At 59.7% G+C, this 21,813-nt stretch carries 20 protein-coding genes and 2 tRNA genes; 5 read left to right on the forward strand and 17 right to left on the reverse strand.

Translation table 11 applies throughout. The annotated features are described in order from the left end of the window. Nucleotides 1-24: 24 nt before the first annotated feature. The 11 genes from infB to rlmE form a co-directional block, all read right to left on the reverse strand. Nucleotides 25-2,727 (reverse strand): translation initiation factor IF-2, encoded by a 2,703-nt coding sequence (infB, locus tag ACT5M9_RS06560; RefSeq protein WP_457980860.1) that lies wholly within the window; start codon nucleotides 2,725-2,727, stop codon nucleotides 25-27. Nucleotides 2,728-2,747: 20 nt separating this feature from the next. Then, nucleotides 2,748-4,250 (reverse strand): transcription termination factor NusA, encoded by a 1,503-nt coding sequence (nusA, locus tag ACT5M9_RS06565; protein WP_438551942.1) that lies wholly within the window; start codon nucleotides 4,248-4,250, stop codon nucleotides 2,748-2,750. Between the two features lie 14 nt (nucleotides 4,251-4,264). Continuing rightward, entirely contained in the window at nucleotides 4,265-4,723 is a 459-nt protein-coding gene (rimP, locus tag ACT5M9_RS06570; protein ID WP_438551941.1) for a ribosome maturation factor RimP, read from the reverse strand. Between the two features lie 166 nt (nucleotides 4,724-4,889). Further along, nucleotides 4,890-4,966 (reverse strand) — tRNA-Met (locus ACT5M9_RS06575). A gap of 91 nt (nucleotides 4,967-5,057) precedes the next feature. After that, nucleotides 5,058-5,142, reverse strand: a tRNA-Leu gene (locus ACT5M9_RS06580). Between the two features lie 9 nt (nucleotides 5,143-5,151). Next, the gene (gene secG / locus ACT5M9_RS06585; protein ID WP_010633113.1) at nucleotides 5,152-5,478 is read right to left on the reverse strand and encodes a preprotein translocase subunit SecG; all 327 of its coding nucleotides are present in this window, start codon (nucleotides 5,476-5,478) and stop codon (nucleotides 5,152-5,154) included. Next, nucleotides 5,479-6,243: a triose-phosphate isomerase gene (gene tpiA / locus ACT5M9_RS06590; protein ID WP_457980855.1), complete on the reverse strand. Its 765-nt coding sequence runs from the start codon at nucleotides 6,241-6,243 to the stop codon at nucleotides 5,479-5,481. A 131-nt stretch (nucleotides 6,244-6,374) separates the two neighbouring features. Further along, nucleotides 6,375-7,709, reverse strand: a complete 1,335-nt coding sequence (gene glmM / locus ACT5M9_RS06595) for a phosphoglucosamine mutase (RefSeq protein ID WP_457980853.1) — start codon at nucleotides 7,707-7,709, stop codon at nucleotides 6,375-6,377. Between the two features lie 17 nt (nucleotides 7,710-7,726). Beyond that, the gene (folP, locus tag ACT5M9_RS06600; RefSeq protein WP_457980851.1) at nucleotides 7,727-8,572 is read right to left on the reverse strand and encodes a dihydropteroate synthase; all 846 of its coding nucleotides are present in this window, start codon (nucleotides 8,570-8,572) and stop codon (nucleotides 7,727-7,729) included. 83 nt (nucleotides 8,573-8,655) lie between these two features. Further along, nucleotides 8,656-10,608 carry an ATP-dependent zinc metalloprotease FtsH gene (gene ftsH / locus ACT5M9_RS06605; RefSeq protein WP_438551937.1) on the reverse strand — a complete coding sequence of 651 codons (1,953 nt, stop codon included), beginning with the start codon at nucleotides 10,606-10,608 and terminating at the stop codon, nucleotides 8,656-8,658. 45 nt (nucleotides 10,609-10,653) lie between these two features. Continuing rightward, nucleotides 10,654-11,283, reverse strand: a complete 630-nt coding sequence (gene rlmE, locus ACT5M9_RS06610; protein WP_438551936.1) for a 23S rRNA (uridine(2552)-2'-O)-methyltransferase RlmE — start codon at nucleotides 11,281-11,283, stop codon at nucleotides 10,654-10,656. Nucleotides 11,284-11,380: 97 nt separating this feature from the next. Between rlmE and yhbY the strand changes: the two genes are divergently transcribed. Together yhbY and ACT5M9_RS06620 are read left to right on the forward strand one after the other, a co-directional pair. Continuing rightward, the gene (gene yhbY / locus ACT5M9_RS06615) at nucleotides 11,381-11,677 is read left to right on the forward strand and encodes a ribosome assembly RNA-binding protein YhbY (RefSeq protein ID WP_438551935.1); all 297 of its coding nucleotides are present in this window, start codon (nucleotides 11,381-11,383) and stop codon (nucleotides 11,675-11,677) included. A gap of 108 nt (nucleotides 11,678-11,785) precedes the next feature. Continuing rightward, nucleotides 11,786-12,379: a PilZ domain-containing protein gene (locus tag ACT5M9_RS06620; protein WP_457980848.1), complete on the forward strand. Its 594-nt coding sequence runs from the start codon at nucleotides 11,786-11,788 to the stop codon at nucleotides 12,377-12,379. Nucleotides 12,380-12,429: 50 nt separating this feature from the next. Here the strand turns inward: ACT5M9_RS06620 and greA are convergent, their stop codons facing one another. The 3 genes from greA to pomA all read right to left on the reverse strand — a co-directional run bounded on the left by greA (nucleotide 12,430) and on the right by pomA (nucleotide 14,712). Continuing rightward, nucleotides 12,430-12,906, reverse strand: a complete 477-nt coding sequence (gene greA / locus ACT5M9_RS06625) for a transcription elongation factor GreA (RefSeq protein WP_457980846.1) — start codon at nucleotides 12,904-12,906, stop codon at nucleotides 12,430-12,432. Between the two features lie 133 nt (nucleotides 12,907-13,039). Continuing rightward, entirely contained in the window at nucleotides 13,040-13,945 is a 906-nt protein-coding gene (locus ACT5M9_RS06630; protein ID WP_438551932.1) for a flagellar motor protein MotB, read from the reverse strand. Nucleotides 13,946-13,953: 8 nt separating this feature from the next. Then, a complete protein-coding gene (pomA, locus tag ACT5M9_RS06635) occupies nucleotides 13,954-14,712 on the reverse strand; it encodes a flagellar motor protein PomA (protein ID WP_438551931.1) in 759 nt (252 codons plus the stop codon). Between the two features lie 234 nt (nucleotides 14,713-14,946). Here pomA and xseB point away from each other — a divergent pair, with 234 nt between their 5' ends. Genes xseB through dxs form a run of 3 tightly spaced genes read left to right on the forward strand, consistent with a single transcriptional unit; the run spans nucleotide 14,947 to nucleotide 17,976 of the window. Then, on the forward strand, nucleotides 14,947-15,198 hold the full coding sequence (xseB, locus tag ACT5M9_RS06640; RefSeq protein WP_438551930.1) for an exodeoxyribonuclease VII small subunit: 252 nt from the start codon (nucleotides 14,947-14,949) through the stop codon (nucleotides 15,196-15,198). Then, a complete protein-coding gene (ispA, locus tag ACT5M9_RS06645; protein WP_457980844.1) occupies nucleotides 15,199-16,089 on the forward strand; it encodes a (2E,6E)-farnesyl diphosphate synthase in 891 nt (296 codons plus the stop codon). A gap of 21 nt (nucleotides 16,090-16,110) precedes the next feature. Continuing rightward, on the forward strand, nucleotides 16,111-17,976 hold the full coding sequence (gene dxs / locus ACT5M9_RS06650) for a 1-deoxy-D-xylulose-5-phosphate synthase (RefSeq protein ID WP_457980842.1): 1,866 nt from the start codon (nucleotides 16,111-16,113) through the stop codon (nucleotides 17,974-17,976). A 208-nt stretch (nucleotides 17,977-18,184) separates the two neighbouring features. Here dxs and ACT5M9_RS06655 read toward each other — a convergent pair whose 3' ends face one another. The 3 genes from ACT5M9_RS06655 to ACT5M9_RS06665 form a co-directional block, all read right to left on the reverse strand. Beyond that, on the reverse strand, nucleotides 18,185-19,126 hold the full coding sequence (locus ACT5M9_RS06655; RefSeq protein ID WP_438551927.1) for an ABC transporter permease: 942 nt from the start codon (nucleotides 19,124-19,126) through the stop codon (nucleotides 18,185-18,187). A gap of 2 nt (nucleotides 19,127-19,128) precedes the next feature. Beyond that, nucleotides 19,129-20,103, reverse strand: a complete 975-nt coding sequence (locus tag ACT5M9_RS06660) for an ABC transporter permease (RefSeq protein ID WP_438551926.1) — start codon at nucleotides 20,101-20,103, stop codon at nucleotides 19,129-19,131. 96 nt (nucleotides 20,104-20,199) lie between these two features. Beyond that, a complete protein-coding gene (locus ACT5M9_RS06665; protein WP_457980840.1) occupies nucleotides 20,200-21,756 on the reverse strand; it encodes an ABC transporter substrate-binding protein in 1,557 nt (518 codons plus the stop codon). Nucleotides 21,757-21,813 lie beyond the last annotated feature (57 nt).

A 21,813-nucleotide genomic window follows, 5' to 3' on the forward strand; every position in this document is an offset into this window, starting at 1 on the left:
CCCCTATTTTGATTCACGCTCGGCTTACAGAGTCCGCTGGATTTCAACGGTCTCGTAAACTTCGATCTGGTCGCCTTCGCGTACGTCGTTGTAGTTCTTGACCGCGATACCACACTCGTAACCATTGCGGACCTCGTTGACGTCATCCTTGAAGCGACGCAGGGATTCCAGCTCGCCTTCATAGATAACCACGTTGTCGCGCAGAACGCGAATACGGTTGGAACGCTTGACCACACCCTCGGTGACCATACAGCCGGCAACAGCGCCGAACTTCGGTGACTTGAAGACGCTGCGGACTTCAGCCAGACCGATGATCTCCTGACGATACTCAGGGGCCAGCATGCCGCTCATGGCCTGCTTCACTTCGTCGATCAGGTCATAGATGACGGAGTAGTAACGCAGATCCAGGCTCTCGGCATCGATGACCTTGCGCGCGGAAGCGTCGGCACGGACGTTGAAGCCCACCAGGATGGCGCTGGAAGCGGCAGCCAGGGTGGCGTCGGTTTCGGTGATACCACCTACGCCGGAGCCCACAATCTTGACCTTGACCTCGTCGGTGGAGAGCTTGACCAGCGCATCGCAGATCGCTTCCACGGAACCCTGTACGTCGGCCTTGATCACCACGTTCACTTCGGACACTTCGCCCTCGGTCATGTTGGCGAACATGTTCTCCAGCTTGGCCTTCTGCTGGCGAGCCAGCTTGACTTCGCGGAACTTGCCCTGACGATAGAGCGCCACTTCGCGGGCTTTCTTCTCGTCACGCACGACGGTGGCTTCGTCACCGGCAGAGGGAACGCCGGACAGGCCGAGGATTTCCACCGGCAGGGACGGACCCGCTTCCTTGATCTCGCGACCCAGTTCGTCACGCATGGCGCGCACACGACCGTATTCCAGACCGCACAGCACGATGTCGCCCTGACGCAGGGTACCTTCCTGTACCAGCACGGTGGCAACCGGACCACGACCCTTGTCCAGGAAGGACTCGATCACGACGCCGTTGGCCATGCCATCGAACACCGCTTTCAGCTCCAGGACTTCGGCCTGGATCAGGATGGCTTCCAGCAAATCGTCGATGCCCTCGCCAGACTTGGCGGAGACATGGACGAACTGGCAATCGCCACCCCAGTCTTCGGACATGACGTTGTAACGGGCCAGCTCGGTCTTGACGCGATCCGGATCCGCTTCCGGCTTGTCGATCTTGTTGACCGCCACCACCAGGGGCACACCGGCCGCCTTGGCGTGCTGGATGGCTTCGATGGTCTGCGGCATGACGCCGTCATCGGCCGCCACCACCAGCACCACGATATCCGTTGCCTGGGCACCACGAGCACGCATGGAGGTAAAGGCCGCGTGACCTGGGGTATCCAGGAAGGTGATCATGCCGCTTTCGGTTTCGACGTGATAAGCACCGATGTGCTGGGTAATGCCACCGGCTTCGCCTGCGGCAACCTTGGCTTTACGGATGTAATCCAGCAGCGAGGTCTTGCCGTGGTCGACGTGACCCATGATGGTCACAACCGGCGCGCGCGGCTTGGCTTCGGAGGTCTCGTCACGATCGGACAGCACCGCCTCTTCCAGCTCGTTCTCACGACGCAGCACCACTTTGTGGCCCATCTCCTCGGCAACCAGCTGAGCGGTTTCCTGGTCGATGACCTGGTTGATGGTGGCCATGGCACCCATCTTCATCATCACCTTGATGACTTCGACGCCCTTGACGGCCATCTTGTTGGCCAACTCGGCCACAGTGATGGTCTCACCGATCACCACGTCGCGGTTCACCACGGCGGCCGGCTTGTTGAAGCCGTGCTTCATGGCGTTCGGCATGGCAACCTTGCCACGCTTGCCCTTGCGAGCGCGCGGGTCACGGGAGTTGCGATCGTTGCGATCGTCGTCACGGCGACCGACTTTCTTCGGTCCCTTGGCGGCGGCCGCGGTACGACGGCTGGTTTCTTCCTTGCGATCCAACTCATCTTCAGCCGCTTGCGCGTGCTTGTTGGTGGTCAGATGGTAGTCGCTGCTCTCTTTGGCACGAGCGGCTTCTTCCTCGGCCCAGCGAGTTGCGTTCTGTTCCGCCATGACGCGAGCCTCTTCGGCTTTCTTGGCGGCGAGTTCCTCAGCCTTGGTCAAGGCTGCTTGTTCTTGTTGGCGCTTCAGTTCTTCTGCTTCGCGCTTGGCCATCTTTTCTGCCTCTTGCTGAGCTGTGCTAACGGCTGCTTTGGCGGGCTTTTGAGCCTGTCGAGCCTTCTGTTGTGCCTCGATCCGCGCCTTTTCCTCAGCTTCACGACGAGCCTGCTCAGCCTCACGGCGAGCCTTCTCCTCAGCCTCGCGACGGGCCTTGTCTTCGGCCTCGTGGCGAGCTTTTTCTTCTGCTTCCAAACGCGCTTTTTCCTCGGCTTCCGCCTGACGCTGTTCATCTTCCAGCGCCGAGCGTTTTACATAGGTGCGAGTCTTGCGTACTTCTACCTGCACTTCTTTATTCTTGCCGCCAGTCCCCTGAACACTCAGGGTGCTCTTGGTCTTGCGCTGCAAGGTCATGCGGGCAGGCGCGGTGATCTCGTCACCTCCATGCTGTTTCTTCAGATGAGCCAGCAGAGTCTGTTTCTCAGACTCGCTGATCATGTCGTCGGCCTTGCTCTTAACGATACCGGCATCGGCGAACTGCTGGAGAAGACGATCAACCGGCGTGTCGATGTCAGTGGCAAGTTGTTTGACTGATACTTCTGCCATTCATTTTCCTCCGTTTGATCTTAACTAGACTGCTCTTCTCCGAACCAACAGATATTGCGAGCAGCCATAATCAACTCACCTGCCTTCTCGGCGGTCAGCTCTTCAATGTCGGCAAGGTCATCGATACCTTGCTCTGCCAAATCTTCCAGGGTACCCACACCGCGAGCAGCCAGGGCATAGGCCAGGTCACGACCCAGGCCAGCCAGATTGAGCAGGTCTTCGGAAGGCTCGACGCCTTCGAAGGATTCTTCTTTGGCCAGGGCCTTGGTGGTCAGTACATCCTTGGCACGCTTGCGCAGCTCTTCGACCATGTCTTCATCCAGACCGTCGATGGCCAGCAGCTCGTTGACGGGCACGAAGGCGATCTCTTCCAGGGTGGAGAAACCTTCTTCCATCAGCAGGCTGGCGAAATCGTCGTCGATGTCGAGGGCGCTGGTGAACAGGGTCAGGATGCGATCGTTCTCGGCCTGGTGCTTGGCACGCATGTCCTCGACGGTCATGACGTTCAGCTCCCAACCGGTCAGCTGGGAGGCCAGACGCACGTTCTGACCGTTGCGACCGATGGCCTGAGCCAGGTTGGCGGCCTCCACGGCGATGTCCATGGTGTGGTTGTCTTCATCGACGATGATGGAGGCCACATCGGCGGGCGCCATGGCGTTGATCACGTATTGAGCGGGGTTGTCATCGTACAGCACGATGTCGGCACGCTCACCGCTCAGCTCGGCGGAGACGGCTTGCACACGGGCACCGCGCATGCCGATGCAGGCACCGATCGGGTCGATGCGACGATCGTTGGTCTTCACCGCGATCTTGGCGCGGGAACCCGGATCACGGGCGGCGCCCATGATTTCGATCATCTCTTCGCCGATCTCCGGCACCTCGATGCGGAACAGCTCTTTCAGGAAGTCCGGGCTGGAGCGGCTGACGAACAGCTGGGAGCCACGGGCCTCCGGGCGTACGGCGTAGAGCAGACCACGGATGCGGTCGCCCGGACGGAAGGTCTCGCGCGGCAGCATGTCATCGCGGAATATCACGGCCTCGGCATTGCTGCCCAGATCCAGGATCACGTTGTCGCGGTTGCTCTTCTTGACCACGCCGCTGATGATGGTGCCTTCCTTGTCCTTGAACTGGTCAACGACTTGGGAACGCTCGGCCTCGCGCACTTTCTGCACGATGACCTGCTTGGCGGTCTGGGTGGTGATGCGGTCGAAGGTCACAGAGTCGATCTGATCTTCCACATAGTCACCGATCTGGATTTCCGGCTGCTCGATCTGAGCGGCTTCCAGAGTGATCTCGGCGTAGGGGTTCTCCATCGCGGCCTGATCGGCGATGACCACCCAGCGGCGATAGGTGTCGTAGTCGCCGGTCTTGCGATCGATCTCGACCCGAACTTCAATCTCGCCTTCGTATTTTTTCTTGGTCGCAGTCGCCAGCGCCGTCTCCAGAGCCTGGAAAATCTTCTCACGGGGAACCGCTTTTTCGTTGGACACAGCGTCAACGACCAGCAAAATCTCTTTATTCATATCCGATAGCCTCGTTAACCAAAGTTCGGCACTATGTTCGCTTTTTGGATATTGGTGAAAGCCAACACCTCGTCCTTACCATCCACCGTCAGGGTGATCATGTCTCCCTGCACGGCTTTGATTACGCCTTTGAACTTGCGGCGGTTGTTTGTTGCCATCCGAAGCGAAACCGCCGCCTCCTGGCCAACGTATTTTTCGAACTGGGCGACCTTGAACAGGGGGCGATCCAGACCGGGAGAAGAGACCTCGAGGTAATACTCCTCGGTGATGGGATCTTCAACGTCCATGATGGCACCGACCTGGTGGCTCACCTCGGCACAGTTTTCCACCGTCACGCCTTGCTCGCCGTCGATGTAAACGCGCAGGGTCGAGTGCTTACCCGCGCGGATAAACTCGACACCCCACAGTTCGAAACCCAAGGCAACGACAGGAGCCTCGAGCAGATCGGTCAAACGTTGTTCCAACGTAGCCAAAGTCACCCTCCGAAAAACAAAAAAAGGGCATATAGCCCAGATAGAGATCGATTCAGAGTAAATCGCACATAACAAAAAGCCCCGATGTCAAATCGGGGCTTGGCGCTTTACCCTGATTGTCGCCTCGCAGCGACCGCCTTCCCGAGCGTAGGAAATGCGTGAAATTTGGTTGCGGGGGCCGGATTTGAACCGACGACCTTCGGGTTATGAGCCCGACGAGCTACCATGCTGCTCCACCCCGCGTCCGAAATCGTGCGAGATTATAGCCACTTCATCCTCGTCACACAAGACTGACTGGCTATAACACCCCGGTTACCCGGGTTCACTGCTTAATTGGTGCCGTGGGCGGGACTCGAACCCGCACACCCTAGAGCACTACCCCCTCAAGATAGCGTGTCTACCAATTCCACCACCACGGCAAAAACTTTTTATTCGGGAACGTCAGTATCTTTCTTCACTGGCGCTTTGCTCTGCTCAACTTGTTGAGTCTGTTGCAGATTTTCCCATTCGCTACCCTGTTTTACCTTGTTGCTTGACATCGAGCCGAGCACCAGGCTAATCAAAAAGAACAGAGTCGCCAAAATTGCAGTTGTGCGGGTCAGGAAACTGCCTGAACCACCGGAGCCGAATACGGTATTCGATGCCCCTGCGCCGAAGGAGGCGCCCATATCAGCCCCTTTACCTTGCTGAATCATCACCAGACCAATCAAGGCCAGCGAAACCAACAGATAAACGACCAAAAGAATCTCGTACATTTAACTTGCACCCTTTGCCGCTTCAACGATTCCTAAAAACGCCTTGTCATCGAGACTCGCACCGCCGATCAGACCACCGTCTACATCAGGCTGGGCAAACAAATCTCGCGCATTGGCCGGTGTCACGCTCCCACCATAGATGATTCTGACTTTCTCACCTATTACCGGAGTATCCTCCGCCAAGCGACCGCGAATAAAGGAATGAACCTCTTGTGCCTGCTCGGGTGTGGCGCATTTACCTGTACCTACAGCCCAAATCGGCTCGTAGGCGATGATAGCATTATCGAAAGCCATCGCGCCATTTTTCTCTATGACGATATCCAGCTCTTCGGCGATCACCTCGAAGGTTCTTCTCGCCTGCCTCGCCGCACCTGACTCCCCCAAACAGAGGATGGGGATCAAGCCTGCCGCTCTGGCTGCCGCGAACTTCTCCGCGACGATGAAACTGGTCTCACCAAAGAGACGCCTGCGCTCGGAATGCCCTACCAGTACGTAGCGACATCCTGCCTCAACCAGCATCTCACACGAGACTTCCCCCGTATAAGCGCCCGATTGGTGCTGGCTCACATTCTGAGCCCCCAACTTCATCACCCTTTGCTCATTGAGCAAAGCGGCCGTGAAGTCGAGATGCACATGGGATGGACACAAGACCACGTCTACCCGTTCGTCGATACCTTGAAGGCACTGACCAGTAAACTGCTCTAACTGCGACCTACTACCGTGTAACTTCCAGTTGGCTGCTACAAACGGCTTGCGATGTCCCATCGGCAACTCCCTTGCGAAAGCGGGGCTGATAATATCCAGAGGATGCTCAGCTGACAAGTGCTATTTTCAAATTTTCGAATCGTTTGAACAAGATACGAACAAGGCGGCTAAAAAGCCGCCCAAAACGCTCATTAAAACGCCGATTCGACCCGTTTGGCGATGCGATTCGCCATATCCAGAACCTGTTGTTCGTGTTCCCCTTCCACCATGACCCGGATCAGGGGTTCGGTACCGGATTTGCGCAGCAGGACGCGGCCACGACCGGCCAGCTCCTGTTCCACGGCGGCAACCTCTTGCATGACGGCCTCGGCCGCCAGCGGGTCCTTACCCTCGGCAAAACGGACGTTCACCAGCACCTGCGGGAACTTGCTCATGCCGGAGCGCAGCTTGGCCAGCGGCATCTCGGCGCTGCAGACGGCGGTCAGCACCTGCAGGGCGGCAACGATGCCGTCCCCGGTGGTAGTCTGATCCAGGCAGATGATGTGACCGGAATTCTCGCCGCCGATGCGCCAGCCCTTCTCGTTCATCATCTCCAGCACATAGCGGTCACCCACCTTGGCACGGGCAAACGGAATGCCGAGGGTCTGCAGCGCCAGCTCCAGCCCCATGTTGGCCATCAGGGTACCGACCACGCCCCCCTTGAGGCGGCCGTTGCGCAGGGCGTCGCGGGCGATGATGTAGAGGATCTCGTCCCCGTCGATGATGTAGCCGGTGTTGTCCACCATCACCAGGCGGTCGCCGTCACCGTCGAAGGCGACGCCGAGATCGGCCTTGCACTCCAGCACCTTCGCGGCCAGCGCCTCGGGAGCGGTTGAGCCGACGCCGTCGTTGATGTTGAGGCCATCCGGGCTACAACCGATGGCTATCACCTCCGCACCGAGTTCACGAAACACGGAAGGGGCGATGTGGTAGGTGGCGCCGTGGCCACAGTCCACCACCATCCTCAGCCCTTCCAGGCTCAGATGGGTGGGGAAGGTGCTCTTGCAGAATTCGATGTAACGGCCGGCGGCGTCATCGATGCGCTGGGCCTTGCCGAGCTCGGCCGACTCCACGCATTTGAGCTCGTGATCCAGCTCGGCCTCGATGGCGAGCTCCACCTCGTCCGGCAGCTTGGTGCCATCGGCGGAGAAGAACTTGATGCCGTTGTCGTAATAGGGGTTGTGGGAGGCGCTGATGACGATGCCGGCCTCGGCACGGAAGGTACGGGTCAAGTAGGCCACCGCCGGTGTCGGCATGGGACCCATCAGTATGGCCTTGAGGCCGGCGGCGGAGAGCCCCGCTTCCAGCGCCGATTCCAGCATATAGCCGGAGATGCGGGTATCCTTGCCGATCAGCACCTTTTTGGTGCCCTTCTTGGAGAGCACCTTGCCGGCGGCCCAGCCCAGCTTCATCACGAAATCCGGGGTAATGGGGTATTCACCCACCTTGCCGCGCACACCGTCGGTGCCGAAGTACTTTCTGGTCATTGTCTGTTCTCTTTTTCTTATTTGGATACGAAATCTTGTCCCGTCATGGTCATCCAGCCGACTCGCAGCGCGTCCATGGTGGCGCGCACGTCGTGTACCCGGATGATCCTGGCACCCTGTTGCAACCCGATGAGGGCACAGGCCAGACTGCCTGCCAGCCGTTCATCGACCGGGCAGCCCAGCAGATTGCCTATCATAGACTTTCGCGACATGCCCACCAAGAGTGGCAGGTTGTAATCGAGCAACTTGTGCTGCTCCGCCAGCAGCTGATAGTTGTGAGCCACCGTCTTGCCAAAGCCATAGCCGGGATCCAGCAGCAGATGCTCGCGCCTGATCCCCGCCGACAGGCAGGCGGCGATCCGCTCGTCGAAGAAGGCTCTCACCTCCCCCAGCAAGTCGTCATAATGGGGCTCGGCCTGCATGGTGCGCGGCTGCCCCTGCATGTGCATGAGGCAGACGGGGACGCCAGCCTCTGTCGCGGCGGCCAGCGCTCCCGGCTCCAGCAGGGCGCGCACATCGTTGATGAGGTGGGCCCCCGCGGCGCAGCCCTCCCTCATCACCACGGCCTTGGAGGTATCGAGGGAGATCATCACCTCCAGCTCCTGCACCATGCGCTCGACCACGGGGATCACCCGGTCCAGCTCCTCCTGCTCGCTCACATCCGGCGCCCCGGGCCGGGTCGACTCACCGCCGATGTCGATGATGGTCGCTCCCTCCGCCATCATCTGGCGAACACGGCTCAGCGCCAGCTCCACCTGATTGAAACGACCACCGTCCGAGAAGGAGTCCGGGGTGACATTGAGGATCCCCATGACATGGGGACGTTCGAGGGAAAGGCTGCACCCTTTACTGCTTAATTGCATCTTCACTTCCACCTGTTCAGAAAATCACGCGTATCCGCATAAAGAAAAACCCCGGGCAAGCCCGGGGTTTGGATGATCACGACTTATTTGGCAGGCACGTCATTCGCCTTGTCGATGTCGGTCAGCGAGGCGCTGTTGTCATCGGCCTGAGTCTTGGCCTCTGGCTCGCTGCTCACGCTGGCACCGCCTTGCGGGGTGTCGCCGTGCTCGTCGTGCCAGTTGCTGGGAGCACGTACCTCGCGACGGGCCATCAGATCGTCGATCTGCTTGGCGTCTATGGTCTCGTACTTCATCAGCGCATCTTTCATGGTGTGCAGCACGTCCATGTTGTCCAGCAGGATCTGCTTGGCACGGTCGTAGTTGCGATCGATGACCTGCTTGACCTCAGCATCTATGATGCGGGCGGTATCGTCGGACATGTGCTTGGCCTTGGCCATGCTGCGACCGAGGAAGACTTCACCGTCCTCTTCCGCGTAGAGCATGGGACCGAGACGCTCGGACATGCCCCACTGGGTCACCATCTTGCGGGCGATGTCGGTGGCGCGCTCGATGTCGTTGGAGGCACCGGTCGATACCTTCTCGGCACCGTAGATCAGTTCTTCCGCCAGACGGCCGCCGTACAGGCTGGAGATCATGGATTCCAGGTGCTGCTTGGAGTGGCTCCAGCGATCCTGCTCCGGCAGGTACATGGTCACACCCAGGGCACGGCCACGGGGAATGATGGAGACCTTGTAGACGGGATCGTGATCCGGCACGACGCGACCTATGATGGCGTGACCCGCCTCATGGTAGGCCGTCATCTCCTTCTCGGACTCCTTCATCACCATGGAGCGACGTTCCGCCCCCATCATGATCTTGTCCTTGGCCTTCTCGAACTCGCTCATGGAGACCACGCGGCGGCTCTCACGGGCAGAAAACAGGGCGGCCTCGTTGACCAGGTTGGCGAGGTCTGCACCGGAGAAACCCGGGGTGCCGCGGGCGATCAGGGCCGCATTGACGTCATCCGCCAACGGCACCTTGCGCATGTGCACCTTCAGGATCTGCTCGCGACCACGGACATCCGGCAGACCGACCACGACCTGACGGTCGAAACGGCCCGGACGCAGCAGCGCGGGATCCAGCACATCGGGACGGTTGGTGGCGGCGATGACGATGACACCTTCGTTGCCTTCGAAACCATCCATCTCGACCAGCATCTGGTTCAGGGTCTGCTCACGCTCGTCGTGACCACCGCCGAGACCGGCGCCACGCTGACGACCGACCGCATCGATCTCATCGATGAAGATGATGCAGGGGGAGGACTTCTTCGCCTGCTCGAACATGTCGCGTACCCGGGAGGCACCGACACCCACGAACATCTCGACGAAATCGGAACCTGAGATGGTGAAGAAGGGTACCTTGGCCTCGCCCGCGATGGCCTTGGCCAGCAGGGTCTTACCGGTACCGGGCGGGCCGACCAGCAGCACGCCGGTGGGGATCTTGCCGCCCAGCTTCTGGAACTTGGTCGGATCGCGCAGATAGTCGACCAGCTCCTTCACCTCTTCCTTCGCCTCGTCACAACCCGCCACGTCGACGAAGGTGGTCTTGATCTGATCTTCACTCATCAGGCGAGCCTTGCTCTTACCAAACGACATGGCACCCTTGCCACCGCCGCCCTGCATCTGACGCATGAAGAAGACCCAGACACCGATCAGCAACAGCATCGGGAACCAGGAGATGAGAATGGACGTGATCAGAGACGGCTCTTCCGGCTTCTCACCCACCACTTTGACGTTGTGGTTGAGCATGTCGTTGAGCAATTGGGGATCCGGCGCCGGTATGATGGTCGTGAAACGTTCACCGGTGCGCTTGACGCCATTAATGACCTTGCCATCCATCCGCACTTCACGGATCTGCTCTTGGGTCACTTCTTTAACGAAGCTGGAATAGTCCAGCTGGCGACTGTTGGTATCGCTGGGGCTGAAGCTATTGAACACCGACATCAACACGACGGCGATGACCAGCCACAGGATTAGATTTTTCGCCATGTCACTCAAATCAATGACCTCGCAGACTGACAGTTAACGATGAGGGTTAGGGTACTACAGTTTAAAACCGGTAGCCACAATGTAGACTTCTCGTGAACGGGCACGGGATGAGTCGGGTTTTCGAATCTTGACGGCAGTAAAAAGCTTACGGATTTCATTGAGATAGGCGTCGAATCCCTCCCCCTGGAACACCTTCACCACGAAACTGCCGTTGGTGCGCAGCACCTGGTTGCACATGTCCAGCGCCAGTTCGACCAGATACATGGAACGCGCCTGATCGACCTGCTGGGTGCCACTCATGTTGGGGGCCATGTCGGACATCACCACATCCACCTTGTTCGGGCCTACCCGATCCAGCAAGGCACCGAGTACAGTTTCCTCCCGAAAGTCCCCTTGCAGGAAATCGACACCGGCGATGGAATCCATCGGCAGAATGTCGCAAGCGATCACTCGCCCGTTGTCGCCCACCTGGTCGATGGCAAACTGGGACCAGCCACCGGGCGCCGCCCCCAGGTCCACCACCGTCATGCCCGACTTGAGCAGCCTGTCCTTGCCCTGGATCTCGTCAATCTTGAACACGGCGCGGGAACGCAGTCCCAATTTCTGGGCTTTTTTGACGTATTGATCGTCAAAATGCTCTTTTAACCAGCGGGTTGAACTCGGGGAATGCTTTTTCTGGGTCATGATTGTCGACTTTAAAAAACCACAAGGGTTATTAGTATTAAGGGCTAAGTGGGGGTAGAATACGCCCCTTTCAACCCTGACTTATGAAGAAATTGCCATGATTCTCAACAATAAACAGAAACAGTACCTCAAGGGCCTGGCCCACAGCCTGAAGCCGGTCGTCCTGCTGGGACAACACGGTCTGACCGAAGGGGTGCTGGCCGAGATCGATCTGGCGCTGAACCACCACGAGCTGATCAAGGTTAAGGTTGCGTCTGAAGATCGTGAGATGAAACAGCTGGTGATGGACGCCATCGTCCGTGAGACCGGTGCCATCAAGGTACAGAGCATGGGCCACGTGCTGACCATCTACCGTCAGGCCACAGAACCCAAGATCCAATTACCACGCAAGTAACAGGAAAGAGCATTCGCTCTTTCCTTCATTCATTTCCCTTCTTCCCAAGTCGCTTGCCAAAATAGTCATCAGGCCCTTAACCTGCGATGAATACTTGCGGATACCTCTATGGACAAGCAACCTATCCTCACCGATGAGGAGCTGGCCATGCTGCGGGAACTGGGAGACTCCGAGGAGTTGGCCACCGGCCAGTTCCTGCGGGGTTATCTGAACCCTCCCCTGCAGAGCCTGCTGCAACGCGCCGACTCCCTGGTGCTCGAAGCCCAGATCGCCGGCCACCAGCTACGCTTCCCCCTCCATCACGGCGAACCGGAGGAAGGCCATAGCGAGCTGCGCATCGCCGCCCCGGCCATCTCCGAGCTGGGTCATGCCCATCTGCGCCCCTGGCGCCTCGATGTCAAGGCCAGCCTGCAGACGGCGGATGGAGACTATGAAGTGCCCAGCCTCTCGGTGGGCGGCCTCATCGCAACGGGGCTGCCCCCGACCCTTGCCAGGGGCGATACCTTCGAAGGCATGCTGCTTATCGAGACCCTTCCCCCCTTGCCCATCACCGCTACCCTGATAAGGCCCATCCGGTCCCACAAGCCGCGGCAGGATTGGGCACTGCAATACCAGCTGGGTCAGGGAGATAGGGAACGGCTGCGGGACTGGATCTTCCTGCGTCATCAGGATGCCTTCACCCGGGAATATCACGCGGACTGAATGCAAACAGGGGAGCCGGGCTCCCCTGTTTCATCGGTCACATCCCTTGATCAGAGATATTCGACTTCCAGGATCTCGTACTCCACGTCACCCGCGGGTGTCTTGACGATGGCGACATCGTCCACTTCCTTGCCGATCAGGGCACGGGCGATGGGGGAGTTCACGGAGATCATGTTCTGTTTGATATCCGCCTCGTCGTCACCCACTATGCGGTAGACCACTTCCTCTTCCGTCTCGCTTTTCAGCAGGGTCACGGTGGCGCCGAAGATGATGCGACCATTGTTGGCGATCTTGGTGATATCGATCACCTGGGCATTGGAGAGCTTGCCTTCGATCTCCTGAATGCGGCCTTCACAGAAGCCCTGTTGCTCGCGAGCGGCATGGTATTCGGCGTTTTCTTTCAGATCACCATGCTCACGGGCCTCGGCGATCGCTTCGATAATCTGGGGACGCAGCTCGCTCTTCAGATAGTCGAGCTCTTGGCGCAGCTTCTCGGCGCCGCGAACAGTCATCGGAGTATGATTCATAGTCGAAACCTGGGTTGCTTTATAAAGAGAAGCTGCGGCAATCAAAGAGAGCCGCAGCTATCGGTTCGGATGAGGCATCTTAATATGAAGCCGTCACAAAATCCATGTCAGCCCCTGCGAGCGGGATCCCGCTTTAGGGGGAAACCGGCCTGGGCTCGGACACCCCTATGGGGGCGGAGACGGTCGGTTTGCCCTGCATGATGGCGATCTCCACCCGCCGGTTCATGCGCCGGTTCTCCGGGCTATTGTTGGGCACCAGTGGCTGGGAATCCGCCATGCCCTGCACCACCAGTCGGTTGGGATCAAACCCCGGCACCTTGATCATCTGGTGGGCCACCGCCACCGCCCGCTGGGAAGACAGTTCCCAGTTGGACTGGAACAGCTCGTCTTCGGTGGCCACATCATCGGTGTGACCGGAGACGGTGATCTCCCCCGGCACATCCTTGAGCAGGGCCGCCACCTTGCGGATCACCGGCCAGAACTGGGGCTGCAGGAAGGCAGAACCCGCGGGAAACGCGGCTTTCTCACGAATGCGAATGATGATCTGCTGCCCCAACGCCTCTATCTCGATGGCCCCGTCCTGGATCTGGGCCTGCATCTGCTCGGCCAGGGACTTGGCCAGATCATTGGACTGCTCCTGCGCCTTCTGGGCCTGGTGGGAACTGTCGCCACCGGTCAGGTTGCCGTCCGTCTTGTCCTTGCCACCGGCCTGATCCGCATCCCCCGGCTGAAAATCCAGCTCGGTCTGGGTCAGGTCTATGGTCTGCTGCATGATGGTGTCGATGGGGGTCGGCTCGGGCCGCCCCGGCCTGAACTCCTGGGCGATGACGGAGGTGCCCTTGGGGATGTCTTTCACCTCCAGGATGTTCTGTACCCCGAACGCCTTCTCCATGGAGCCCGCTATCTGCTTGAACTTCTGCACATCCATCTCGGCGAAGGAGAGCAAGAGTACGAAGAAGCACATCAAGAGCGACATCAGATCGGCGAAGGTGCCCATGTAACCGGGTAGACCAGGAGGCGGACACTTGCACTTAGACATGGCGGCTCCTACTCCATCCCGTTATTGCGCTTGGACTGGTGCAGATAGTTCTGCAGCATGGCCTGGATGACGCGAGGGTTCTGGCCATCCTGGATCCCCATGATGGCGTCCAGGATCAGGGTGCGGCTCAGGCGCTCCTCGCCGCTGCGCAGTTCCAGCTTGTCGGCGATGGGGATGGCGATCATGTTCGCCTCGATGGCGCCATAGAGGGTGGTCAGCAGGGCCACCGCCATGGCCGGACCGATGGATTTGGGATCGCTCATGTTCGCCAGCATGGCCACCAGCCCCACCAGGGTGCCTATCATGCCCATGGCCGGGCCGAGATCCCCGAGGGAGCGGAACACCTTGATAGCGATGACATGGCGCTCCGCCGTCAGATCGATATCCTTCTCCATCACGGCCCGTACCACATCGGCGTCGTGGCCATCCACCAGCATGTCGATGCCCTTCTTCATGAAGGTATTGGGGATCTCCGCCGCCTCCAGGGCCAGGAAGCCGCCCTTGCGCGCGGCATCCGCCAGCTCGACCGCCTTGGCGATGAGATCGTCGAGCTTGTCCCCCTTGTACATGAAGGCCTTGCCCGCCACCTTGAACGCCATGAAGAACTGGCTGAGGTTGAACTTCATCATGCAGATGAACAGGGACCCCAATATGGTGATATAGACCGACGGCATATCCACATACATGGTCACCGGACCGCCCAACAACATGCCATAAACAACGACACCAAAGCCCAGCACTATGCCTATCAGACTGCCTAAATCCACATCCCTACTCCTGTCACCGAACTTGCCTTCTATTTATACTGCGTTGAATTTTCTGCTATTGCGCCGCGGGCAGCAAGCCCGGCACGAGGCAATCTGCGCCTGGCAATACCTGGCTGCCAGTCCCGCCTTATCGGCCAAAGCCGCGATAGTTTGAGCACGGTGCGCTTTTCTGCCTCCCCCCTGTGGCCGGTCGATGTTAAGATGAGCCGTTTTTTTCAATCCCCGAGGATGGACATGGCCAGTAAAAAAATCGACCGTCTGAGTTTTGATGCCACCCTGGAAGAGCTGGAGACCATAGTGCATCAGCTCGAACAGGGTTCGCTCCCCCTCGAGGAGGCACTCAAGCAGTTCGAACAGGGTATCCACCTGGTGCGGGCCGGCCAGCAGAAGCTGGAGCAGGCCGAGCAGAAGATCCAGATCCTGCTGACCCAGGCCGACGGCAGCGAACAGGCGGTTCCCTTTTCCCCTGAACAAGGAGAGGAGTGAGTGACGCTGGACGATTTCACCCGCCTGCACCGTCGCCGCATCGACGACTGTCTGACGGCGCAGCTGGATGCCCTGCCCCCCATGGCGCCCCGCCTGCGGGATGCCATGAGATACGGCCTGCTGCTCGGTGGCAAACGGGTACGCCCCTTCCTGGTCTACGCCGTGGGCGAGATGCTGGGGGTGAAGAGCGAGTATCTCGACGGCCCGGCCGCCGCGGTGGAGTGCATCCACGCTTACTCCCTGCTGCACGACGACCTGCCCGCCATGGACGACGACGATCTCCGTCGCGGCCAGCCGACTGTACACAAAGCCTTCGATGAGGGCACCGCCATCCTGGCCGGGGATGCCCTGCAGACCCTGGCGTTTTCCATCCTGGCGGACCACCCCCTCCCCGAGGTGCTGCTAGCCAACCGGGTACGGATGCTAAGCACCCTAGCCCGCGCCTCGGGATATCTGGGCATGTGCGGCGGCCAGGCGCTGGATCTGGAGGCCGAGAGCCGCCGGATCAGCCTCGCCGAACTCGAACAGGTGCATCGCCACAAGACGGGGGCCCTCATCGAGTGCGCCGTCACCCTGGGCGCCCTCTGCAAGGAGGATGTCGCACCACAGACCCTGGCGGCCCTGCAAACCTATGCCGCCGCCATCGGCCTCGCCTTCCAGGTGCAGGACGACATCCTCGACATCACAGGCGATACCGAGACACTCGGCAAGCCGCAAGGCTCGGATATGGCGCTGGAAAAGAGTACCTATCCCGCCCTGCTCGGACTCGACAATGCCCGTGAGCTGGCTCGCGAACTGCATGACAAGGCCTTAACAGCCCTGCAATCCTTGCCCTACAATACCGACATTCTGGAAGCGTTTGCCGATTACATCATCGAGCGAACCCACTAAACGCTGGATAACAGTAACAAGATGAGCGTTGATATAAGCGAATACCCCAACCTGGCCCTTGCGGACACGCCGGTCGAATTGCGATCCCTGCCCAAAGAGCGTCTGCCCGTGCTGTGCAACGAGCTACGTGAGTACCTGCTGCGCTCGGTGAGCCGCTCCAGCGGTCACTTCGCCTCGGGCCTTGGCACCGTCGAACTGACAGTGGCCCTGCACTATGTCTACAACACTCCCTTCGATCGACTGGTGTGGGACGTGGGCCATCAGGCCTATCCCCACAAGATCCTGACCGGTCGGCGCGATCGCATTCACACCATCCGCCAGAAAGACGGCCTGCACCCCTTCCCCTGGCGCGGCGAGAGCGAATATGACGTGCTCTCCGTCGGTCACTCCAGCACCTCCATCGGGGCGGCCCTCGGCATGGCGGTCGCCGCCGAGCACGAGGGACTGGGCCGCAAGGTGGTCGCCGTCATCGGTGATGGCGCCATCACCGCCGGCATGGCGTTCGAGGCCCTCAACCACGCCGGCGACGTCCACAAGGACATACTGGTGGTCCTCAATGACAACGAGATGTCCATCTCCGAAAACGTCGGGGCGCTGAACAACCACCTGGCCAGGCTGATGTCCGGTAAGCTCTACACCACCATCCGCGAGGGTGGCAAGAAGGTGCTGGCCGGGGTTCCCCCGGTCAAGGAGCTGGCCAAGCGGGCAGAGGAGCATCTGAAAGGCATGGTGGTGCCCGGCACCCTGTTCGAGGAGTTCGGCTTCAACTACATAGGCCCCATCGACGGCCATGACATCGGTGCTTTGGTCGAAACCCTGCGCAACATGCGCAACCTCAAGGGCCCCCAGCTGCTGCACGTCAAGACCAAGAAGGGCAAGGGTTACGAGCCTGCCGAGAAGGATCCCATCGGTTACCACGCCGTGCCCAAGTTCAACCCGGATGAGTGCATACTGCCCAAGAGCGGCGGCGGCAAGCCGACCTTCTCCGCCATCTTCGGCCAGTGGCTGTGCGACATGGCGGCGAAAGACGAGAAGCTGGTCGGCATCACCCCCGCCATGCGCGAGGGATCTGGCCTGGTCAAGTTCAGCCAGCAGTATCCGGATCGCTATTTCGACGTGGCCATCGCCGAGCAGCATGCGGTCACCTTCGCCGCCGGTCTCGCCATCGCGGATCAGAAACCCGTGGTGGCCATCTACTCCAGCTTCCTGCAACGCGCCTACGATCAGCTGATCCACGATGTGGCCCTGCAAGAGCTGCCTGTGCTGTTCGCCATCGACCGGGCCGGTCTGGTGGGAGCCGACGGCCCCACCCATCAGGGGGCGTTCGACATCAGCTTCCTGCGCACAGTGCCGAACATGGTGGTGATGACGCCGTCCGACGAGAACGAGTGTCGCCAGATGCTCTACACCGGCTATCAGTGCAATCGGCCTGCGGCGGTGCGCTATCCTCGCGGCAGCGGCTGCGGTACCGAGATCCAGAGCGAAATGACGGAGCTGGAGATTGGCAAAGGTCGTGTCGTCCGTGAGGGTAAGGGCCTCGCCATCCTGGCGTTTGGCACCCTGCTGCACCAGGCCAGGGCCGCCGCCGAGGCGCTGGATGCCACCCTGGTGGACATGCGCTTCGTCAAACCCATGGACGAGGCACTGGTGTTGTCCCTTGCCGCCACTCACGACCTGTTCGTCACCCTGGAAGACAACGCCATCATGGGCGGCGCCGGCTCTGCGGTGAACGAGCTGCTGATGCGTGCCAAGCAGTGCAAGCCGGTGCTCAATCTCGGGCTGCCCGACCGCTTTATCGAACAGGGTACCCAGGACGAGATCTATGCCCTGCTGGGGCTCGATAGCGCTGGGATCCTCGCCAGCATCCAGGCTTGGCAGCAAGCCTGACCATCATCCGATAAAGAAAAAGGGCGCCATCATGGCGCCCTTTTTGTTATTCATTGTTCCAGGCCAAACCTGTTCACGAACTGTCGCGAGAAGGCCGTCAACAAGGTGAAGAGCAGCGCAGGAACCGGAGTGTATGTAAATACATGAGGATTCCGAGCAGCACATGAGCCTTGATCACGGCCTCGCAGCAAGTTCGTCGATAGGTTTATCAGCCCTTGTAGATCTTGGGGTTGAACACATCACGCAGCCAGTCGCCGAGCAGGTTGATCACCAACACCAGCACCACCAGGCAGATCCCCGGGAAGGCGGTGATCCACCAGGAGCCGGAGAAGATGTAGTTGAAGCCCACGCTGATGAGGGACCCGAGGGACGGCTGATCCACCGGCATGCCGAGGCCGAGGAAGGAGAGCGCCGCCTCACTCATGATGGCGTTCGCCACCTGCACGGTGGAGATGACCAGGATGGGTGACAGGCAGTTCGGCAAGATGTGGCGGAACATGATGCGCGGGGCACGGAACCCCATCACCTGAGCCGCTTCCACATACTCCTTCTTCTTCTCCGCCAGCACGGAGGCACGCACGGTCCGGGCATACTGGGGCCATTCGGCGATGCCGATGATCACCACCAACATCAGGATGGCAAACTTGGAGTAGAACTCCGAGCCAAAGGTCGCCTGGAAGATGGCGGAGATGATGATGGCCACCATCATGGTGGAGAACGACAGCTGCACGTCGGCGAAACGCATCAGCAGGTTGTCGATGCGGCCACCGAAGTAACCCGCCAGCAGACCGATGACGATGCCGAGCAGCAGCTGCAACGCCACCGCGAACAGGCCTATGGTCAGGGAGATGCGGGCACCGTACAGGATGGTGCTCCAGATATCCCGACCCTGGTTGTCGGTACCGAGCCAGAAGCGCTCCTCCCCCCCTTCCAGCCAGGAGGGTGGCAACTCGGCATCCATCAGATCGAAGCTGGTCAGATCGTAGACGTTGTGCGGTGCCAGCCAGGGCGCCAGGAGCGCCGCCAGCACGAACACCACGAACACGGCGAAGCTGAACATGGCTACCTTGTCCCGCAGGAAGTAGTAGACGATGTCAGAGTTCTTGATACGGGCCCAACGGCTTGGGCTTGCAGTCACTGCGTTACTCATGCTTACCCCTTGGCGGTCAAGTTAACGGTCGGGTTGATGAACCCGTAGAGCAGGTCGACCAGGGTATTGGTCACCACGAAGATCAGGCCGACGAAGATGACGTAGGCGGTGATGAGCGGGGTATCGACCCGGTGGATCGCCTCGAGGAACAGGAAGCCGGTCCCCGGCCACTGGAACACGCTCTCGGTCAAAATGGTGTAGGCCACCATGGTCCCGATCTGCACGCCGCCGACGGTGATCACCGGCAGCATGGTGTTCTTCAGGGCGTGCTGGTAGTAGACCTTGTTGTTGTCCAGCCCCTTGGCGCGGGCAAACTTGACGTACTCGGAGGAGAGCTGCTCCAGCATCTCGGAGCGCACCAGCCGGATGAACAACGGCAGCATGATGGAGGAGAGGGACACCGCGGGCAGGATCAGGTGCTTGATGCCATCCCAGGTGAAGAAGCCCGACTCCCAGCCCAGCAGGTTGTAAGTCTCGCCGCGGCCATAGGCCGGCAGCCAGCCGAGCTGGATGGAGAACAGATACATCAGCATGATGGCCGTCAGGAAGACCGGGATCGAGATACCGATGCTGCTGACCGCCATGATGAACTTGGTCAGGACGCTGCGCGGTCTGATCGCCGAATATACCCCCAGCGGAATGGAGACGACGACGATGATGATGGCGGCGGCAAACACCAGTTCAAGGGTAGCCACCAGCTTGTCGAGGATCACCTCGAGAGCCGGTCGCTTGAAGAAGTAGGAAGTCCCCAGATCCCCGTGCACCGCATTCTTCAGGAAGCGGCTGTATTTCACCAAAAAGGGATCGTTGAGGCCCATCTTGTCGCGCAGCTCCTGGCGCACGGACTCGGAGACGGATTGTCCCACCAGCTCGCGCAGCGGATCCCCCAGGTTGTCCTGGATGGAGAAGGCGACCAGGCTGATGACGAACATCACTATCACGGCCTGATAGAACCGTTTCAGCAGGAATGTAAACATGCTTGTCCTTCTACGTGGCCTGTGTCTTGGCACAGGCTTCTGTTAATGGCGGGGGCGCCACAGGCTGCCCCCGCCAGGTCCTTCCTTGAGACTCTCTTACTTGTTGACCACCAGGTCACCCAGGTAAGGGAAGTTCATCACGTTGACGATGGGCTTGATGTCGACGTTCTTCTTGGCGCCGTAGGCCAGATCTTCCCAGTGCAGCGGCACATAGGCGGCGTCGTCGATCAGCATGGCTTCCACCTTCTGCAGGATGGCGGCACGCTTGGCCGGATCGGTCTCGGTGTTCGCTTCCATCACCATCTTGTCAGCTTCCGCGTTGGCATAACCGCCGCAGTTATACTGGCCCATGCCGGTCTTGGCATCCTTGGTGAAGGTCAGGAACTCGAAGAAGTTCGCGGTATCTTCGGTATCCGCGTGCCAGCCGATCAGCTGCATGTCGGAGGCGCACTTGTCAAACTCCGGCCAGTACTGGGCCACCGGCATGGTCTTCAGATCCACCTTAATGTTGATCTTGGACAGCATGGCGGAGACGGCCTGGGCGATCTTGACGTCGTTGACGTAGCGGGCAGCCGGGGAGATGAAGGTCATCTTGAAGCCCTTCTCGTAACCGGCTTCCTTCATCAGCTCCTTGGCCTTGGCCAGATCATACTGGGGCTTGAGCGCCTCGTTGTAGCCGGCATAGCCTTTCGGGCTCAGCTGGCCGGCCGGGGTGCCGAAGCCTTTGTTGATCTTGTCGACGATACCCACCTGGTTGATGGCGTAGTTGATCGCCTGACGCACGCGCTTGTCTTTCAGCGCCGGGTTGGTGTTCTGGTTCAGCTCGATGATGATGGCGCGGGTACCGGACAGGGTCACCAGCTGGGAATCCTTGCCATTCTTCACGCGCTCCAGATCGTTCGGGGCAACCGGGTAGATCATGTCCACGTCACCACCCAGCAGGGCGGCCACGCGGGTCGCGTCTTCCTTGATCGGCACCACGGTCAGGTTCTGGACGTTGCCCTTGGAGGCCTTGTCCCAGTAGTTGGCGTTGCGCACGTATTCCAGCTTCACGCCCTGCTCGCGGAACTTGACGCTGAACGGACCGGTACCGGAGACGTGGGTGGAGGCGTAGGAATCGCCATTCTTGACGATCTCGCCCTTGTCTTTGCCCGCATCGCTCTTGCCGGTATAGAACTTGGAGTCCATCGGGAAGACATAGGTGACGGTCTGCAGCACCAGCGGGAACGGCTTGGCGGTGATGAAGTCGACGGTGAAGTCATCCACCTTCTTCGCTTCGGCGATGGGGTCGAAGATCGCCTTGAAGTCCGGGGAGCTCTTCAGACGGTTGACGGTCCAGACCACGTCGTCGGCGGTGAAGTCGTTGCCGGAGTGGAACTTGACGCCCTTGCGCAGGTGGAAACGCACTGTCTTGTCGTCGATACGCTCATACTTCTCGGCCAGACGCGGCTCGAATTGCAGATCCTGGGTGTAACGCATCAGGGGATCGAACACCAGGTGAGACATCTCCAGGGTCTGACCGGAGAGCTGCTCCTGCGGATCCAGCGAGGTGGCGTCGGAGGCGACGGCTACCTTGATGTCGGCGGCAGAGACGTTGAACGCGAGGCCAGCGGCGAACAGCGCCATGGCGATCTTGGATAATCCTTTCTTCATGTCTTTCTCCATGCTTTTGGCTTTTTATTGACACTTTTTTTGACAAACAGATCGGCG

It is taken from the genome of Aeromonas sp. AE23HZ002T15 (assembly GCF_054165525.2).

Bases quoted from the DNA above. Each gene is read 5' to 3' on its own strand.
- infB (WP_457980860.1), bottom strand. From the start codon at position 2,727: ATGGCAGAAGTATCAGTCAAACAACTTGCCACTGACATCGACACGCCG.
- nusA (WP_438551942.1), bottom strand. From the start codon at position 4,250: ATGAATAAAGAGATTTTGCTGGTCGTTGACGCTGTGTCCAACGAAAAA.
- secG (WP_010633113.1), bottom strand. From the start codon at position 5,478: ATGTACGAGATTCTTTTGGTCGTTTATCTGTTGGTTTCGCTGGCCTTG.
- tpiA (WP_457980855.1), bottom strand. From the start codon at position 6,243: ATGGGACATCGCAAGCCGTTTGTAGCAGCCAACTGGAAGTTACACGGT.
- glmM (WP_457980853.1), bottom strand. From the start codon at position 7,709: ATGACCAGAAAGTACTTCGGCACCGACGGTGTGCGCGGCAAGGTGGGT.
- folP (WP_457980851.1), bottom strand. From the start codon at position 8,572: ATGCAATTAAGCAGTAAAGGGTGCAGCCTTTCCCTCGAACGTCCCCAT.
- rlmE (WP_438551936.1), bottom strand. From the start codon at position 11,283: ATGACCCAGAAAAAGCATTCCCCGAGTTCAACCCGCTGGTTAAAAGAG.
- yhbY (WP_438551935.1), top strand. From the start codon at position 11,381: ATGATTCTCAACAATAAACAGAAACAGTACCTCAAGGGCCTGGCCCAC.
- ACT5M9_RS06620 (WP_457980848.1), top strand. From the start codon at position 11,786: ATGGACAAGCAACCTATCCTCACCGATGAGGAGCTGGCCATGCTGCGG.
- greA (WP_457980846.1), bottom strand. From the start codon at position 12,906: ATGAATCATACTCCGATGACTGTTCGCGGCGCCGAGAAGCTGCGCCAA.
- ACT5M9_RS06630 (WP_438551932.1), bottom strand. From the start codon at position 13,945: ATGTCTAAGTGCAAGTGTCCGCCTCCTGGTCTACCCGGTTACATGGGC.
- xseB (WP_438551930.1), top strand. From the start codon at position 14,947: ATGGCCAGTAAAAAAATCGACCGTCTGAGTTTTGATGCCACCCTGGAA.
- dxs (WP_457980842.1), top strand. From the start codon at position 16,111: ATGAGCGTTGATATAAGCGAATACCCCAACCTGGCCCTTGCGGACACG.
- ACT5M9_RS06655 (WP_438551927.1), bottom strand. From the start codon at position 19,126: ATGAGTAACGCAGTGACTGCAAGCCCAAGCCGTTGGGCCCGTATCAAG.
- ACT5M9_RS06660 (WP_438551926.1), bottom strand. From the start codon at position 20,103: ATGTTTACATTCCTGCTGAAACGGTTCTATCAGGCCGTGATAGTGATG.
- ACT5M9_RS06665 (WP_457980840.1), bottom strand. From the start codon at position 21,756: ATGAAGAAAGGATTATCCAAGATCGCCATGGCGCTGTTCGCCGCTGGC.